The following is a 14,893-nucleotide window of genomic DNA, read 5'->3' on the forward strand; positions in this document are numbered from 1 at the left end:
GATGACGCAGACCGCGCTGTCCCGGATCAACGTCATGCAGCCGGAGCTGGGACAGGCCGAGATCGACGCCGTCACCGACGTGATCAACTCCGGCTGGGTGGCCCAGGGCCCACGGGTCGCCGCGTTCGAGAACGCCTTCGTGGAACGGTTCTCGGCCAGCCATGCGGTGGCCACGTCATCCTGCACCACGGCCCTCCAGCTGGCTCTGGTCGTCGCCGGGATCGGTCCGGACGACGACGTCGTGGTGCCGTCGTTCTCGTTCATCGCGACGACCAACGCGCCCCGCTATGTCGGCGCCCGGCCGGTCTTCGCTGACGTCGACGCCGGGACCGGAAACGTCACCGCGGAGACGGTCGAGCGCGTGCTGACGCCGCGGACCCGAGCCGTCATCGCGGTCGACCAGGGCGGAGTTCCCGTCGATCTTGATCAACTCCGCGATCTCTGCGAGCCGCGCGGCATCGTCATCGTCGAGGACGCCGCGTGTGCGGCCGGCTCGACCTACCGCGGGGCACCGGTCGGTGCGTCGGCCGTCGTCGCCGCCTGGTCGTTCCATCCGCGCAAGATCATCACCACCGGCGAGGGTGGCATGCTCAGCACGCCCCGGCGGGACTGGGCCGACCGGGCCCGCCGGCTCAGGGAACACGCCATGGACGTGTCCGCCGCCGATCGGCATGCGTCCGTGCTGGCGCCGGCCGAGAGCTACGTCGACGTCGGCTTCAACTTCCGGATGACCGACCTGCAGGCCGCGGTCGGTCTGGTCCAGCTGGGCCGGCTGGACAACCTGATCGCGCGCCGCCGTGCGTTGGCCGCCCGTTACGCCGCCGCGCTGGCCGGGATCGACGGGCTGCGGCCGGTGACCGACCCGGAGTGGGGGACCAGCAACTTCCAGTCGTACTGGGTCGAGGTGGGGCCGGGCTTCCCGCTCAGCCGGGACGAGGTGTTGATCAAGCTGGCCGAACGCGGGATCTCGGCCCGGCGCGGCATCATGGCGGCCCACCGGCAGCCGCCGCACCGGGAGTTGATCACCGGCCCGCTGCCGGTCACCGAGCGACTGACCGACAATACGCTGATCCTGCCGCTGTATCACCGGCTGACCGAGGCCGAGCAGGATCGGGTGATCGGCGCGCTGATCGAGCCGGTGAGGTCACGATGACCGATCCGGCGCCCGTGGACGTGATCATCGTCGCCGGCGGCGGGCTCGCCCGCGAGGTGATCATGCAGTTGCGCCGGTCCGACCGCTTCCGTCCGTACGGGATCCTGGACGACGACCCGGCGCTCACCGGTACGTCGATCCACGGGGTGCCGGTGCTGGGGGCGGTCTCGGAAGTGAAGGCCTTCCCCGACGCCGGCCTCGTGGTGGCGGCCGGGCGTGGTCGTTCCCGGCGGGCGATCGTCGAGCAGCTGGCCGACGTCGGCGTCGGCGACGACCGCTACCTGACGATCATCGACCCGACAGTCGACGTTCCGGAGTCCTGCACGGTCGGTCCCGGCAGCATCGTGCTGGCCGGCACCGTGCTCACCTCGGACGTCCGGATCGGCCGGCACGTCGTGATCATGCCCAACGTCACGCTGACCCACGACGACGTGGTCGATGACTTCGCGACGCTCTGTGCCGGGGTCGCGCTGGCGGGCGGCGTGCGGGTCGGTGCCGGCGCCTATCTCGGCACGAACGCGGCGGTCCGGGAGCGGGTGATCATCGGCCCCGACGCGACGGTCGGGATGTCGGCCGCGGTCCTGAGGGAGGTGCCGGCCGGCGAGACCTGGGTCGGGGTGCCGGCGGCGCCGCGGCGGAACGGGCTGCGGATCATGGTGGCGCTGCACCATCTGGAGCTCGGCGGCAGCCAGTTGAACGCGGTCGACTTCGCCACCGAACTGACCCGCCGCGGCCATCGGGTGTTGATCTTCGCGAACCACGACGGGGCGGTCGGGCCGGTCGCCGACCTGGTCCGGCGGCGAGGCCTGGAGCTGGTCCTGGTCGAGGACGATCACGTGGCGGTGCCGCCGACCGCGCCGTACCGGGGTCGGGTGCGGCGGGCCATGGTGCGGGCCGCCAGGGCGTTCCGGCCCGACCTGGTGCACGGGTACGAGTGGTCGATGATCTTGGACGCGGCCCACGGCCCGGGTCTCCGGCTCGGAGTTCCCGTGCTCGGCACGGTGTACGGGATGGGTGTGCCGCGCTGGCTGCCCCGCAACGCGCCGGTGATCGTCGGCACCGCCGAGCTGCACGAGGTCGCCCGGTCGTACGGCCTGCGATCGACCTTGATCGTTCCGCCGGTCGATCTCGATCAGGACGATCCGGCGGTCGTCGACGGCGCGTCGTTCCGGTCCGAGTGCGGCGCCGGCCCGGGCGGCGTTCTGGCCGCGATCGTGTCCCGGCTGGAACCCGACATGAAGGAGGAGGGCATCCGGCGTTCGATCGACGCGGTCGTCGCACTCGACGACCCCCGGCTGATCCTCGCGATCGTCGGGACCGGCCCGTCGGCGGCCACCCTGCGGGAACACGCGGAGGCGGCGAACGCCCGGCTCGGCCGCGGGGCAGTGATCATGGTGGGCGTCCGGACCGATCCCCGGCCCTGCTACGCCGGCGCCGATCTCCTGCTCGGCATGGGCGGCTCGGCACTGCGCGGCATGGCGTACGCGAAGCCGCTCGTGGTACTCGGCACCCGCGGCTTCGCCCGGTTGTGCGAGCCGGAATCGGCCGAGCTTTTCCGGCGACAAGGCTTCTACGGGGTCGGCCTCGACCAGGCTCGGCCGCTGGCCGAGGAACTGGCCGGCCTGATCGCCGACCCCGGCCGGCGCCGCGAACTCGGCACCTGGTCGCGCCGGATGATCATGGACGAGTACGGGCTGCGGGTGGCCACCGACCGGCTGGAGGAGGCCTGCCGGGACGCGGTCGCGGCCGGCCCCGGTGACCGGTTCCGTGCGGTCCTGCGGACCACACTGCACCGCACCGCCGCTGAACTGGCCGGTCCCGGCGGCCGGGCCGTCGTCGGTCGGCTGCGGGCCACCGGGCTGCGGGCCAGGGGGCGGGGCGGCTGATGGCGACTCTGAAGACCGACGTCAGACCGGCCGGCGTGATCGGCCGCGGGCTCGGCTGGAGCACTGCCGGCAATCTGGTGCTCCGGGTCGGCAACTTCGCGGTGAGTTTGATCATGGCCCGATTGATCGCGCCGGAACAGTTCGGCGTGTTCGCGGTGGCGCTCACGGTGTGGAGCGTGCTCGGCACGCTGGCCGAGTTCGGGCTCGGCTCGGACCTGGTCCGGGCCCGAGACCCGGAACGCCGAATTCCGACCGTCGCCACCATGGGCCTGCTCACCAGCGGTGGCCTGGCCGCCGGAATGGCCCTGTTGGCCGGCCCGCTCGCCGCGGCGTTCGAGTCGCCGGACTCGGCTCCAGTGATCATGGTGATGGCGGCGGCGCTGGCCGTGTTCGGCCTCGGGATCGTACCGGCGGCGATGCTGCAGCGGGCGATCCGGCAGGGCACTCTGTTCCTGATCAACGGGATCGCCCTGGTCTGTTCCTCGGTGACCCTGACCCTGCTCGCCCTGCTCGGCCACGGGCCGATGGCGCTGGCGATCGGCCAGGTGACCACGCAGGTGGTGACCGTACTCGGGCTGTATCTCGCCACCCGGCTGCGGCCGCGGTTCGGCTTCGACCGCCGGATCGCCGCCGAGTCGGCCGCGTTCTGCCTGCCCCTGGCGTCCGCCAACCTGTTGTCCTGGTTGTTGATCACCCTGGACAACCTGATCGTGGCGCGGGTGCTCAGCCCGTTCGAACTCGGCCTGTACGTGCTCGCGTTCAACGTCTCGTCCTGGCCGATGACCGCGATCGGCCAGTCGATCCGGGTGGTGGCGCTGCCCGCGTTCGCCAGGCTCGAGACCCGGGCCGAACAGGGCCGGGCGCTGACCGCTGCGACCGGACCGGTCTGGGCCGTCGCGCTGCTGGTCGGCGTCGGCCTGGCGACACTGGCGCAGCCCGCCATCGGCCTGCTGTACGGGGATCGCTGGCGGCCCGCCGCCGCGGCGCTGGCCGGCCTGGCCCTGTTCGGCGCGGCCCGGGTGCTGTTCGATCTGTTCGCGACCTATCTGATCTCGCTCGGTGCGACCCGGCCGGTGCTGCTGGTCCAGATCGGCTGGCTGCTGATCATGGTGCCCGGCATGATCGCGGGCGTCTCCTGGCTCGGCCTGGCCGGCGCCGGGCTGGCCCACCTGGTGATCGGGCTGGGCTTCGTGCTGCCGGCCTACCTGGTCTGTCTGCACCGGGTCGGGGTACGGCCGGCCGCGATTCTGCGGTCCTGTCTGATCCCGCTGTTGGTGATCATCCCGACGGCCGCCGCGCTGCTCGGCCTGGCCGGGCTCGGCCTGCCGGACCTGGCCGTTCTCGCGCTCGGCCTCGCCGTTGCCGCCGGGCTCTATGTCGTACCGCTGCACCGCTGGTGGCTGCGGCGGATCCGTACCTTGGAAGGCGTTCGCTCATGACTCTGGACATTCCGCTCGACGATCCGGCGGTGGACCTCGATCCGGCCCAGCCGGTGCCGTTCCTCGACCTGAGCCTGACCCACGCCGAGATCGTCGCCGAGGTCGGTGACCGGCTGGCGGCGATCATGGCCGGCAACGCCTTCGTGCTCGGTCCGGAGGTGGCCCGGTTCGAGGAGGAGTACGCGGCGTTCTGCGGCACCGGGCACTGTGTCGGCGTCGGCAACGGGACCGACGCGATCGAACTGGCGCTCCGCGCCGCCGGCATCGGGCCGGGCGACGAGGTGATCATTCCGGCCAACACGTTCGTGGCGACCGCCGAGGCGGTGGTCCAGGTCGGGGCGACGATCGTGCTCGTCGATTGCCGGAGTGATCACCTGATCGATCCGTACCAGGTGGTGACCCGGCTGACCCGGCGCACCCGGGCCCTGATCGGCGTCGACCTGTACGGCCAGGTGGCCGACTTCGGCACGCTGCGGGCGGCCGTGCCGGACGACGTGCTGCTGTTCGAGGACGGCGCCCAGTCGCAGGGCGCGGCCCGGCTCGGCCGGCCGGCCGGATCCTTCGGAGTCGCGGCCGCCACGAGCTTCTATCCGGGCAAGAACCTCGGTGCGTTCGGCGACGCCGGAGCCGTCACCACCAACAGCTCCGACCTGGCCGCGAACCTCCGGGCCTTGCGCAACCACGGCGGGGTCGAGCGCTACCAGCATGATCAACTCGGCCGGAACTCCCGGCTCGACTCGATCCAGGCGGCCGTGCTGTCGGTCAAGTTGCGCCGGCTGCGCGGCTGGAACGATTCTCGGCAGGCTGCCGCCGCCCGGTACCGGGAGCTGCTGTCCGAGCACCCGGCGATCGAGCTGCCTGAGATCGCGCCCGGCAATGATCATGTCTGGCACTTGTTCGTGATCAAGGTGCCGGACCGGGACCGGGTGCTGGCCGAGCTGGGTGCCGCCGGGATCGGGGCCGGGATCCACTACCCGGCGCCGATCCACCGGATCAAGGCCTTTGCCGACCGGTTTCTCGGCGAGCGCTACCCGGAGGCGGAGGCGGCGGCCGAGCGGATCCTGTCGCTGCCGATCTTCCCCGGCATCACCGCCGGCCAGCAGGAACGGGTGGTCGACGTGCTGATCAAGGCACTTCGATGACCGGTCCGCGGTTGCCCGGCGCCGCCCAGCGGATGATCATGCTCGCCGGCAAGGGGGTGCGAGCCGTCCGTCGCGGCGGCGTCTCCGCCGCGGCCGACCGGATGGTGCGCTTCGCGTACCGGCAGATCGGGGCCGGTGACCCGCCCTTGCTCACCGACGACATCGCCGACTCTCGGACTCTGCGGCTGCCGGTGCCGACGACTCCGCCCGCGCGGGGGCGTGCCCTCCACGTCGGGTGGGTGGCAGATCCGCCGGCCCTCGGATCGGGCGGACACACCACGATGTTCCGAATGGTCGCCGCCCTGGAGGCGGCCGGGCATCGCTGCACGCTGTTCCTCTACGACCGCTGGGGCGGCGACCTGGACCAGCAGCGGACGATCATCCGGCAGGGCTGGCCGACCGTCCAGGCCGAGGTCCGCCACGCCGCGGACGGCATCACCGGGGTCGACGCGGCGATCGCGACCGGGTGGGAGTCCGCCCACGCTCTGGCTCGGCACGGGGCTGGGCCGATGCGTCGGCTCTATTTCGTCCAGGACTACGAGCCGTTCTTCTTCGCGCACGGGCCGGAGTACGCCCTGGCCGAGGACTCGTACCGCTTCGGCTTCCGGTGCATCGCGCTGGGCGACATGGTGGCCGACGCGCTGCGGACCGAGGTCGGGATCGAGCCCGACGTGACGCAGTTCGGCTGCGATACCGACGTCTACCGGCTGGCGCCGAGCGGTCCGCGGACCGGGATCGTCTGGTACGCCCGGCCCGGCGCGCCACGGCGCGGCTTCTGGCTCGGCAGCCTCGCCCTGGCGGAGTTCCAGCGCCGGCATCGGGAGGTGCCGATCCACGTCTACGGCGACACACCGCGCTCGCTGCCGTTCCAGGCGATCCGGCACGGCCGGCTCACCCCGGACGAGCTGAACTCGCTGTACAACAGCTGCATCGCGGGTCTGGCGCTGTCCTTCACCAACATCTCGCTGGTGGCCGAGGAGATGCTGGCCGCCGGCACGATCCCGGTGATCAACGACAGCCCGCGGGCTCGGGCCGACCTGGTCAATGATCATGCCCGGTGGTCCAGCCCGACACCTGCCGCGATCGCGGATGCCCTGTCCCTGATCGTCACCGACAGTGATCCCGACCGCCCGGCCGCCGCTGCGGCGTCGGTCCGCCGCGGTTGGGGGCCGGCCCAGGCCGATCTGGTCCGAGTGGTGGAGGAGGAAGTCTATGGACGGCAACTCGTCTCCTGAACGTGCGGCGACACCTGATCGACCGGCGACGGGGATCTACCTGAGCGACGTACTGGGCATGCTGCGGCGACGCTGGTACGTGGTCCTGGTCGGACTGCTGCTGGTCGCGGGCGGGACCGGCGCGGCCTACCTGAAGGCGCCGCTCAACTACCAGGCCACCGGCCAATTGCTGTTGCTGCTGCCGCCGCAGGCCGCCGGAGGTGATCAGCCGATCAATCCGTACCTCAACCTCGATTCGGGTCTGGCCACCACGGCCGCCCTGATCGCCTCGACGCTGAACGCGCCGGAGTCGCAGCGGGCGGTGGAGTCGGCCGGCTACCTGGCCGAGTACTCGATCGCGTTGAGCCCGGACACTGGGCCGCTGCTGGTGATCACCACCGAGGCCCGGGACCCGCAACAGGCGATCGGTACCCGGGACGAAGTGATACGCCGCCTGCAGGAGGAGTTGAAGCGGATCCAGACGGAGGAGGATGCGCCCAAACGCCAGTTCATCCACACCCGGACCAACAGCACGTTCAACGGGGCCGAGGTGCTCACCGGCGACCGCATCAAGGCGGTCGCGGCCGTCGCCGCGGCGGGCCTGCTGACGGTCTTGCTGGTCGTCGTGATCTGGGACCGGATGGCGTCCCGCCGCCGGGCCCGGCCCCGCGCGGCACGCTCGAAGAAGGCTGCCGAAACCGAATCGGCGGAACCGCCGCGCCCGGAGCCCGTCCCGGGACCGAGCCCGAGCAGGTCCGCCGAGACGACCGTCGCCGCACGGCCGGAGCCCGCCGAACCGGAGCCGGCCGGACGCCACTGATGATCATGATCGCGCGGGCCTTCGACCGGATCCGGACCTGGCTGGTCCAGATCCGCACCCCCGGCCACTCTCTGCCGGCGGTGATCTTCGTCATCGGCTACGCCGCGCTGCTGCTGTGCATCCCGGCACAACTGGTGATCCGCCCGCTCGGCGCGGTCGGCGCTCCGGCATCCCTGTGGGGTCTGGGCGCGCTGCTCTGGTGGATCCTGATCACGCTGCGCGGGCACAATCCGGTCCGGGGCCTGACCGGACTGCGCCTGGGCTTCGGCCTGCTGACGCTGGCCGTACTGGCCGGCTATGCCGCGGGGCACCTCACCGGCTGGTACGCGCCGCCGAGCATCCGCCAGTCCACCGACGAGTTCTGGACCCTGTTGCCGTCCACCGTCGCTGAGGTGACCGCGACGATGATGTCCGCCGCCGACCGTGGCCTGCTGGCCTTCGCGGGCTGGCTCGGGATCCTGTTGATCACTGCGGAAGGACTTCGATCGCGGGACGACCTGGATCTGGTGATCCGATGGCTGGTGCGGTTCGGTGCGGTCATCGCGGTGCTCGGGATCATCCAGTACTTCACCGGGTTCAACATCGCCGGCCTGTTCCAGCTGCCCGGGCTGAGCGCGAACTCCGAGTTCGGTGCGGTCGACTCCCGATCGGTGCTGAACCGGGTGGTCGGCACTGCGACGCACCCGATCGAGTTCGGCGTGGTGATGGCGGGACTGCTGCCGCTCGCCGTACACCAGAGCCTGTTCCCCCGGAAGACGAGCCGCCGCCGGATCCTCCCCTGGCTGCCGACGATCCTGATCGGGACGGCGATGCCGATGTCGGTGTCCCGGTCGGCGATCCTGGCCGCCGCGGTGGCCGGGCTGGTGCTGCTGATCGGCTGGCCCTGGCGGTGGCGGATCCGGGCGCTGTTGATCTTGCCGTTCGTTGTGGTCGGGATGCGACTGCTCGCCCCGGGCCTGGTGGGGACCATCCGATCGCTGTTCGCCAACCTGCAGAACGATCCGAGCGTCTCGGGTCGGACCGACGACTACGCCGTGGTGCTGGCGCTGTACGCGGAGAACCCGTGGTTCGGGCGCGGCCTGTTCACGTTCGTGCCGCGGTACTACCGCATCCTGGACAACCAGCTGCTGATGATCTTGATCGAGCTGGGTCTGTTCGGGTTGCTGGCCCTGGTGATCGCCTTCGGCTCGGCGTTCGGCGGCGCGCTGCTGGCCCGGCGGCGAACCGCGGACCCGGCGCTGCGGCACCTGGCCCTGGCCGTGGCCGGCGCGATCTGCGGGGTCGTCCTGAGCTATGCGACCTTCGATGCCTTCGGCTTCCCGATCGCCGCCGGGCTCAGTTTCCTCCTCTTCGGCCTCGCGGGAGCTGCGGCCAATCTGACCAGGCGCCGGGCTGATCCGGCGGTCGAACCGACGGTGATCACGACGTCACCACGCGGCACGGAAGTGGGAACCAGGACATGACCGATCATGCCGTCGAACGAGTGGCGATCTGCGTCGTCAGCTACAACAGTGCGGATCAGTTGCCGGGCTTGCTCGCTTCGCTTCCCGCCGGGGCGAGCGGCGTGGCCTGGCACCTCGTCGTCGCCGACAACGCCTCCTCCGACGACTCGGTGGCGACGGTGCGGCGGCTGGCGCCGGAAGCCACGCTGGTTCAGCTCGGCCGCAACGCTGGCTATGCGGCCGGTGTGAACGCCGCCCTCGCGGCCGCCGCCCCGTACACCGCCGCGCTGGTGCTGAACCCGGACGTACGGCTGGAGCCGGGCTGCCTGGCGACGCTGGTGACGGCCTTGCGGGCGCCCGGAGTCGGGATCGCCGTGCCGCGGCTGATCGACGCGGCCGGGAAGTTGATCTTGTCCCAGCGCCGGGAGCCGACCCTGGCCCGGGCCTTCGCCGATGCCCTGGTCGGTGCCGAACGAGCAGGGCGTACGGTGCGGTTCGGTGAGGTGGTCAGCGATCCGGCCCGCTACCAGGGGGAGGCCGACCTCGACTGGGCCGAGGGGTCGACCCAGTTGATCAGTGCCGAGTGTCTTCGCAGCTGCGGTCCCTGGGACGAGTCGTTCTTCCTCTACTCCGAGGAGACCGACTTCGATCTTCGCGCCGGTGATCATGGTTTCGCGGTTCGCTACGTCCCGGCCGCGCGGGCCGTTCATCTGGAGGGCGGATCCGGGCAGACGCCGGCGCTGTGGTCGCTGCTGGTGCTGAACCGGGTGCGGCTGTTCCGTCGCCGCAACGGGCTGCCCCGGGCGGTCCTGTTCTGGCTGGCGATCCTGCTCCGGGAGGCTAGCCGCGCCGTCCTGGGCCGGCGGACGAGCCGGGCCGCCGTACGCCGATTGATCGATCCGCGGTCTGTCCCGCGGATGCTGGGAGAGGTCTGATCATGTCCGTCGCCAGCATGCTGCGCAACGCGTTCGTCGACGCGCCGACCTCGCTCGGGGCCAGGGCCCGGAAACGGCGCTGGGAGCTCTTCCGGCAACGGTTCCCCGCGATCGAGGAGATGCACGTGGTCGACCTCGGCGGGACCGCCGAGTCTTGGCTCCGCTCACCCGTCCAACCCGCCCACGTCACGGTCGTGAACCTGTCCGAGCCGGGCGAGAGCAGCGACCGGATCTCCGCGGTGACCGGCGACGCCTGCGATGCCGTACGGGTGCTCGAGGATGCGGTCGGTCCCACGCGATTCGATCTTGTGTTCTCCAACTCGCTGATCGAGCACGTCGGTGGGCACGCCAACCGGCAGCGGCTCGCCGACGCCGTGCGCGAGCTCGCTCCGTACCACTGGGTGCAGACGCCCTATCGCTATTTCCCGTTGGAGCCGCACTGGTTGTTCCCCGGCATGCAATTCCTGCCGGTCGCCGCCAAGACCAAGATCGAACTCTGGTGGCCGTTCACCCACACGCGGTCGACGTCCGTCGCCGACGCGCGATCCTCGGTCATGTGGACCGAACTGATCGGCATCACGGAATTGCGGCACTACCTTCCGGATTCGGAGATTCTGCACGAGCGCGTCGCGGGACTGACCAAGTCGATCATCGCTGTGAAATCTTCGTCCTCTCGGCCAGCGTCGTCTTGAGCCGCAGAAACGGCTGTTCGACGATGCGATAGGAGAGTGCGGGCACCACGAAACTCAGGACGAGCACCACCGCAACGACCGGCATCCCTTGGGGTAACGCAAAGCCGGCGAAGGCGGACAAGGGCGGATTCCAGAGATAGATGCCGTACGAGCGCTTCCCGATCCAGACCAGCGGCGCGGAGCCGAGCAGCTTGGCGGTCGGTCCTTGCCGGCTCTGCACCACGATCGCGATCAAGACGGCCGCCGCGACGGCCACGGCCAGGAACCCGCCGTACCGATAGAACGGCGAGGTCACCGGGTCCGGCAGCACCACGAACGCGACCAGGAACAACGCCGCCGGCACCGCGTGGACATCCCGCAGCGGCAGCCGATGCCGAGCCAGCACCAGCGCGAGCGCGCAACCGATCAGGAGATCCGAGGCTCGCGTGTCCGCGGCGTAGTGGACCCGCTCGACCGGCCAGCCGGCCAGGGTCACCACGAGCCGATAGACCACGGCGAGCGCGGCCAGGGCGGCGATGATCGGAAGCCGGAGCCGCCTGGCCCGGACGGTCACCAGCAGCAGCACCAGGGGCCAGACGACGTAGAAGTACTCCTCGACCGACAGCGACCAGGTGTGGGTGAGCGGCCCGAGGTGATGTCCCGAGGCCAGCACGGGCGAGGCGATATAGGTCAACGCGGCGAACACCGCGAACAGGCTTTCCCGCTGCTCCGCCCCGTCCTGCAGCACCAGGTAGGCGGCGGTCAGCGTGATGGCGAGGGCGAAGAGTGCGGGAAGCAACCGGAGGGCCCGACGCAGATAGAACCTGCCGAAGGAAATCCGGCCGGTGCGGTCGAGTTCGGCCACGAGAATCCGGGTAATGAGAAATCCGCTCAGGACGAAGAACACGTCGACGCCGACGCCGCCGCCGGGAAACCACGGCACGACCGTGTGGAACAGTACGACCGCGACCACGGCGAAAGCCCGGATCCCATCGAGCGGCGGCAGATACCCCCGATCTCCCCCCATAGGCGGAGCCTAACCCCGAAATTCCCGTCATCTGCGGTATCCGGACAATTCGGGAGAACAGGCGCAGCGGCAGGTCGGGCGGCAGTGTCAGTGGTGCCTTCTAGGGTCCTCGTTGTCGGTTGACTACGGGGGTGAAACCATGACGGTTGTTGATCATGAGGCGGAGCGGCTGGATCGAGCCGCGGCCGAGGCGTTGGCGGGCCGGATCTGCGCGCGGGCGGCGGAGCAGGCGGTGGCGTCGTGCCAGCTGCTCGAACTGATCGGCGAGTTCGACGCCGGCGGTGGCGTCGGCTGGATGTCCGGTGTGAAGTCGGTGGCGCACTGGGTCGCCTTCTCCTGCTCGATGTCCCCCGGGGCGGCTCGGGAACACGTCCGGGTCGCCCGGGCCATGCGGCGCATGCCGACGATCACGGCGGCGTTTCGGGCCGGTGAGCTGTCGTACTCGAAGATGCGCGAGGTGACCCGAGTGGTTGGGCTGGTCGACGAGCCGGCCTGTGTGAGCTGGCCAAGGCGACATCGGCCTCGCAACTGGCCCGGACGATCTCCTCCTACCGGACCGCCAGCGGCACCCGGATCAGGCAGGAGGAGCTGCGGCGGTTCCGGCTGGCTCAGTGGACCGGCGACGGCATGACGGCCGTGTCCGGTCGCCTGCCCGCCGAGGAAGCGGCGATCGTGAGTGCCGCACTGATCCGCGCCCGCGACCTGAACGCGCCGCCGCCCTCCGACCCGGCGGGCGACGGAGCGGGAACGCCCCGCTACCGCGACGTCGACGGGTTTCTGGACATCTGCCGGCACTACCTGGAGACGGCTGGAGCGGACGACGAGTCCGGGGAGGACCGGAGCATCGTCGTCGTCGAGGTGGCGGCCGAGCAGCTCATCGAGCCGGCGTCGGAGCCGGGAGACGTTCCCGCGGGAACGCCTCCGGCGGCGTCCGAGACCTGCACGATCCGCGGAAATGGCGGAATCGAACCGGAAACGGCGCGCCGGCTCAGCTGCACCGGCAGCCTTCTGGGTGCCGTGATCGATCGGAAAGGCGATGTCCTCGCCCTCGGCAGCAGCCGGAGACTGGTCTCGAAGGCGCAGCGGCGGGCGCTCATGTTGCGCGATCAGGCGTGTCAGTTCCCCGGGTGCAGCCAGACCCGGCACCTGCAGGCTCACCACGTGATCAGTTGGTCCCGGGGCGGACCGACCGACCTGGAGAACCTGATCCTGCTCTGCCGCTTCCACCACCTGTGCGTCCACGAAGGCGGGATCGCGATCACTCGCAACGGCGACGTTCCCTTCGCCGGGGCAACAACCGGCGCGCCGGCCTGGCTGTTCACGATGCCGAACGGCGAACGCGTCGACCGGCCGAACTGGCCCGTGCCCTCGGCGCAGGATCTCACCTATCGGCTGGCCAGGGTGCACGACGTTGATCATGTCGACCGACTCGACCATCCGGACGCGCTGGTGATCAGGCCCAAGCAGTACGGCGAACGCTTCGATCTTGATGCCGCAGCCCGAGTCCTGTTCGATCTCCAACAGGACCTCGGCGAGGCCGCCTAGCGGTCCTGGTCAACGCGGCGCGGGCCGGATGCTCTTGTAGAACGTCACGGCGCGGCTTCGTGCTCGCCGGGTCAGCGACCGCGGGCCGAGGAGTTCCCGGTTCAGGGAGGCGACGGTGTCGTCGGACCGCACGCTGTAGCGCGGCTGCAACCAGGAGCCCGCGCTCGCCGGGGCCCGGTCGCTGGTGAAGACCCGGCGATAGCCGAGGGTACGGAGTCGGCCGAGCACCCGCCGGTCGTAGCGGCCCAGCGGCAGAGCGGCTTCGTTCACCGGGCGGCCGCAGGCGTCGGACAGCAGCTCCCTCGCGTCGATCAACTCCCGATCAAGATCATGATCATCGAGATCCCGCCACGGGCGATGGGTCAGGCCGTGACTGCCGATGATCATTCCGGCCCGTCCGAGCGCGTCCACGTCGGCCGCGCTCAGGCTGCCCGGCCGGCCGAGCCGACCGGCCAGCGGGAAGAACGCGGCGGTGAGCCCGCGGCGGAGCAGCCCGGGCAGACCGAGTTCGAGGTCGGAGGCGTTGCCGTCGTCGAAGCTGAGCCGCACATCTGGCCGGGAGCCGAAACGATCAAGGACGTCCTCGTACAACTCCGGTTCGATCCAGTAGCCGGCCTCGTCAGGCTCCAGCTCGCGTTGCGGGTTGCCGATCCCGTGGAAGCACACGTTGATGATCATGACCGGGCGTTCCCGCTGTCCCAGGCGGTGCCGTGCGCGGCGCGCCGGGCGAGCACGGCGGCGATCACCGTGACGGCCGCGTAGACCGCGCCGGCCGGGGCCAGCCGCGGTTCGGGCAACACCACCTCGCGCAGCCAGGCCCAGCGGTCCGCCGGCCGTACCGTCACCGGCAGTTGATCATCGTGACCCGACTGCCGCAGCTCGCTGTTGCCGCGGCGGACCCGGGACAGCCGCCGGATCAGTTGGCCGGTCCGCAGCGGGGTGGCGACCTCGACGACGGTGTCGAGCCGCACCTTCTCGCTGTCGTCGAAGATCGAATCGAGGAACAGGTCGTCGGCGATCACGTCCGGGAAGCGCTCGAACCGAGTCCGGCCTCGTCCGGACAGCGCGATCACACCGCGCCCGAAGAGCCCGCGGTGGTAGACCGGAAGTCTTTGATTGATGGCGAAGTAGGACCGGACCGGCCACGGCCGGCCGGTCAGCTCGAGCCGCCGGTGCGGCACCGCCGCGCGCGGCGGGCCCTGCGGCGGCAGCGCCCGGTCCAGCTGTGCCAGGTAGTCCGGCGGCAGCAGGATGTCGGCGTCGAGATAGACCCGGCGGAAGCCGCGGGCCGCCCGGTCGGCGGCGTTCAGGGCGCCGGTCTTGCCGGGCTGCGGCAGGTCGAGCACGGTCACGCCGCGGTGGCGGCGGGCGACCTCGGCGGTGTCGTCGTGGCAGCCGTTCGCCGCGACGATGATCTCGTACGGCGGGGCGTCCTGCTGCGCCTCGATGGCGGCCAGGCAGGCGTCGATCACCGACGCCTCGTCGTGGGCCGCGACGATGATGCTGATCAAGGTCTCCGTGGTCGTCATCGGCCCTCCCCCCGAGTAGCGCGACGCACCGTCGAGACCACGATAGTGCCGTCCTCGGCGGCGCGGTCGAAAATCACGGAATCCCTGCCA

At 70.8% G+C, this 14,893-nt stretch carries 14 protein-coding genes; 11 read left to right on the forward strand and 3 right to left on the reverse strand.

Features of this window, described 5'->3' with window-relative positions:
- Nucleotide 1 precedes the first annotated feature (1 nt).
- From BKA15_RS21505 to BKA15_RS21545, 9 genes are read left to right on the forward strand one after another with little or no spacing between them, the layout of a single operon-like run.
- Nucleotides 2-1,153 carry a DegT/DnrJ/EryC1/StrS family aminotransferase gene (locus tag BKA15_RS21505; protein ID WP_179754204.1) on the forward strand — a complete coding sequence of 384 codons (1,152 nt, stop codon included), beginning with the start codon at nt 2-4 and terminating at the stop codon, nt 1,151-1,153.
- On the forward strand, nt 1,150-3,039 hold the full coding sequence (locus BKA15_RS21510; protein ID WP_179754212.1) for a NeuD/PglB/VioB family sugar acetyltransferase: 1,890 nt from the start codon (nt 1,150-1,152) through the stop codon (nt 3,037-3,039). Before BKA15_RS21505 ends, BKA15_RS21510 begins: the two co-directional genes overlap by 4 nt.
- Nucleotides 3,039-4,478 carry an oligosaccharide flippase family protein gene (locus tag BKA15_RS21515; protein WP_179754214.1) on the forward strand — a complete coding sequence of 480 codons (1,440 nt, stop codon included), beginning with the start codon at nt 3,039-3,041 and terminating at the stop codon, nt 4,476-4,478. Before BKA15_RS21510 ends, BKA15_RS21515 begins: the two co-directional genes overlap by 1 nt.
- Entirely contained in the window at nt 4,475-5,620 is a 1,146-nt protein-coding gene (locus BKA15_RS21520; protein ID WP_179754216.1) for a DegT/DnrJ/EryC1/StrS family aminotransferase, read from the forward strand. Before BKA15_RS21515 ends, BKA15_RS21520 begins: the two co-directional genes overlap by 4 nt.
- Complete coding sequence (locus BKA15_RS21525; RefSeq protein ID WP_179754218.1) at nt 5,617-6,855, forward strand: rhamnosyltransferase WsaF family glycosyltransferase; 1,239 nt, start codon at nt 5,617-5,619, stop codon at nt 6,853-6,855. Before BKA15_RS21520 ends, BKA15_RS21525 begins: the two co-directional genes overlap by 4 nt.
- Nucleotides 6,833-7,654 carry a hypothetical protein gene (locus BKA15_RS21530; protein ID WP_179754220.1) on the forward strand — a complete coding sequence of 274 codons (822 nt, stop codon included), beginning with the start codon at nt 6,833-6,835 and terminating at the stop codon, nt 7,652-7,654. The genes BKA15_RS21525 and BKA15_RS21530 overlap by 23 nt, the downstream gene beginning before the upstream one ends.
- Entirely contained in the window at nt 7,654-9,117 is a 1,464-nt protein-coding gene (locus BKA15_RS21535) for an O-antigen ligase family protein (protein ID WP_179754222.1), read from the forward strand. Before BKA15_RS21530 ends, BKA15_RS21535 begins: the two co-directional genes overlap by 1 nt.
- Complete coding sequence (locus tag BKA15_RS21540) at nt 9,114-10,031, forward strand: glycosyltransferase family 2 protein (protein ID WP_179754224.1); 918 nt, start codon at nt 9,114-9,116, stop codon at nt 10,029-10,031. The genes BKA15_RS21535 and BKA15_RS21540 overlap by 4 nt, the downstream gene beginning before the upstream one ends.
- Before the next feature lie 2 nt (nt 10,032-10,033).
- Complete coding sequence (locus BKA15_RS21545) at nt 10,034-10,723, forward strand: class I SAM-dependent methyltransferase (RefSeq protein ID WP_179754226.1); 690 nt, start codon at nt 10,034-10,036, stop codon at nt 10,721-10,723.
- Here BKA15_RS21545 and BKA15_RS21550 read toward each other — a convergent pair.
- Nucleotides 10,680-11,729, reverse strand: a complete 1,050-nt coding sequence (locus tag BKA15_RS21550) for an acyltransferase family protein (RefSeq protein ID WP_179754227.1) — start codon at nt 11,727-11,729, stop codon at nt 10,680-10,682. The genes BKA15_RS21545 and BKA15_RS21550 overlap by 44 nt on opposite strands.
- A 139-nt stretch (nt 11,730-11,868) precedes the next feature.
- Here BKA15_RS21550 and BKA15_RS36495 point away from each other — a divergent pair, with 139 nt between their 5' ends.
- Nucleotides 11,869-12,360 carry a DUF222 domain-containing protein gene (locus BKA15_RS36495; RefSeq protein WP_179754229.1) on the forward strand — a complete coding sequence of 164 codons (492 nt, stop codon included), beginning with the start codon at nt 11,869-11,871 and terminating at the stop codon, nt 12,358-12,360.
- Nucleotides 12,333-13,274: an HNH endonuclease signature motif containing protein gene (locus BKA15_RS36500; RefSeq protein ID WP_376766838.1), complete on the forward strand. Its 942-nt coding sequence runs from the start codon at nt 12,333-12,335 to the stop codon at nt 13,272-13,274. The genes BKA15_RS36495 and BKA15_RS36500 overlap by 28 nt, the downstream gene beginning before the upstream one ends.
- A 9-nt stretch (nt 13,275-13,283) precedes the next feature.
- Here the strand turns inward: BKA15_RS36500 and BKA15_RS21565 are convergent, their stop codons facing one another.
- Together BKA15_RS21565 and BKA15_RS21570 are read right to left on the reverse strand one after the other, a co-directional pair.
- A complete protein-coding gene (locus tag BKA15_RS21565; protein WP_179754233.1) occupies nt 13,284-13,952 on the reverse strand; it encodes a polysaccharide deacetylase family protein in 669 nt (222 codons plus the stop codon).
- Nucleotides 13,949-14,803, reverse strand: coding sequence for a glycosyltransferase family 2 protein (locus BKA15_RS21570; protein ID WP_218871510.1), 855 nt, complete (start codon nt 14,801-14,803; stop codon nt 13,949-13,951). The genes BKA15_RS21565 and BKA15_RS21570 overlap by 4 nt, the downstream gene beginning before the upstream one ends.
- Between the last annotated feature and the right edge of the window lie 90 nt (nt 14,804-14,893).

The sequence above is a fragment of the Microlunatus parietis genome (assembly GCF_013407955.1).
Classification (GTDB): Bacteria; Actinomycetota; Actinomycetes; order Propionibacteriales; family Propionibacteriaceae; genus Microlunatus; species Microlunatus parietis.

What these genes read in the sequence shown, in the direction of transcription:
- BKA15_RS21505 (WP_179754204.1), top strand. Translation starts at nt 2, where the DNA reads ATGACGCAGACCGCGCTGTCCCGGATCAACGTCATGCAGCCGGAGCTG.
- BKA15_RS21510 (WP_179754212.1), top strand. Translation starts at nt 1,150, where the DNA reads ATGACCGATCCGGCGCCCGTGGACGTGATCATCGTCGCCGGCGGCGGG.
- BKA15_RS21515 (WP_179754214.1), top strand. Translation starts at nt 3,039, where the DNA reads ATGGCGACTCTGAAGACCGACGTCAGACCGGCCGGCGTGATCGGCCGC.
- BKA15_RS21520 (WP_179754216.1), top strand. Translation starts at nt 4,475, where the DNA reads ATGACTCTGGACATTCCGCTCGACGATCCGGCGGTGGACCTCGATCCG.
- BKA15_RS21525 (WP_179754218.1), top strand. Translation starts at nt 5,617, where the DNA reads ATGACCGGTCCGCGGTTGCCCGGCGCCGCCCAGCGGATGATCATGCTC.
- BKA15_RS21530 (WP_179754220.1), top strand. Translation starts at nt 6,833, where the DNA reads ATGGACGGCAACTCGTCTCCTGAACGTGCGGCGACACCTGATCGACCG.
- BKA15_RS21535 (WP_179754222.1), top strand. Translation starts at nt 7,654, where the DNA reads ATGATCATGATCGCGCGGGCCTTCGACCGGATCCGGACCTGGCTGGTC.
- BKA15_RS21540 (WP_179754224.1), top strand. Translation starts at nt 9,114, where the DNA reads ATGACCGATCATGCCGTCGAACGAGTGGCGATCTGCGTCGTCAGCTAC.
- BKA15_RS21545 (WP_179754226.1), top strand. Translation starts at nt 10,034, where the DNA reads ATGTCCGTCGCCAGCATGCTGCGCAACGCGTTCGTCGACGCGCCGACC.
- BKA15_RS21550 (WP_179754227.1), bottom strand. Translation starts at nt 11,729, where the DNA reads ATGGGGGGAGATCGGGGGTATCTGCCGCCGCTCGATGGGATCCGGGCT.
- BKA15_RS36495 (WP_179754229.1), top strand. Translation starts at nt 11,869, where the DNA reads ATGACGGTTGTTGATCATGAGGCGGAGCGGCTGGATCGAGCCGCGGCC.
- BKA15_RS21565 (WP_179754233.1), bottom strand. Translation starts at nt 13,952, where the DNA reads ATGATCATCAACGTGTGCTTCCACGGGATCGGCAACCCGCAACGCGAG.
- BKA15_RS21570 (WP_218871510.1), bottom strand. Translation starts at nt 14,803, where the DNA reads ATGACGACCACGGAGACCTTGATCAGCATCATCGTCGCGGCCCACGAC.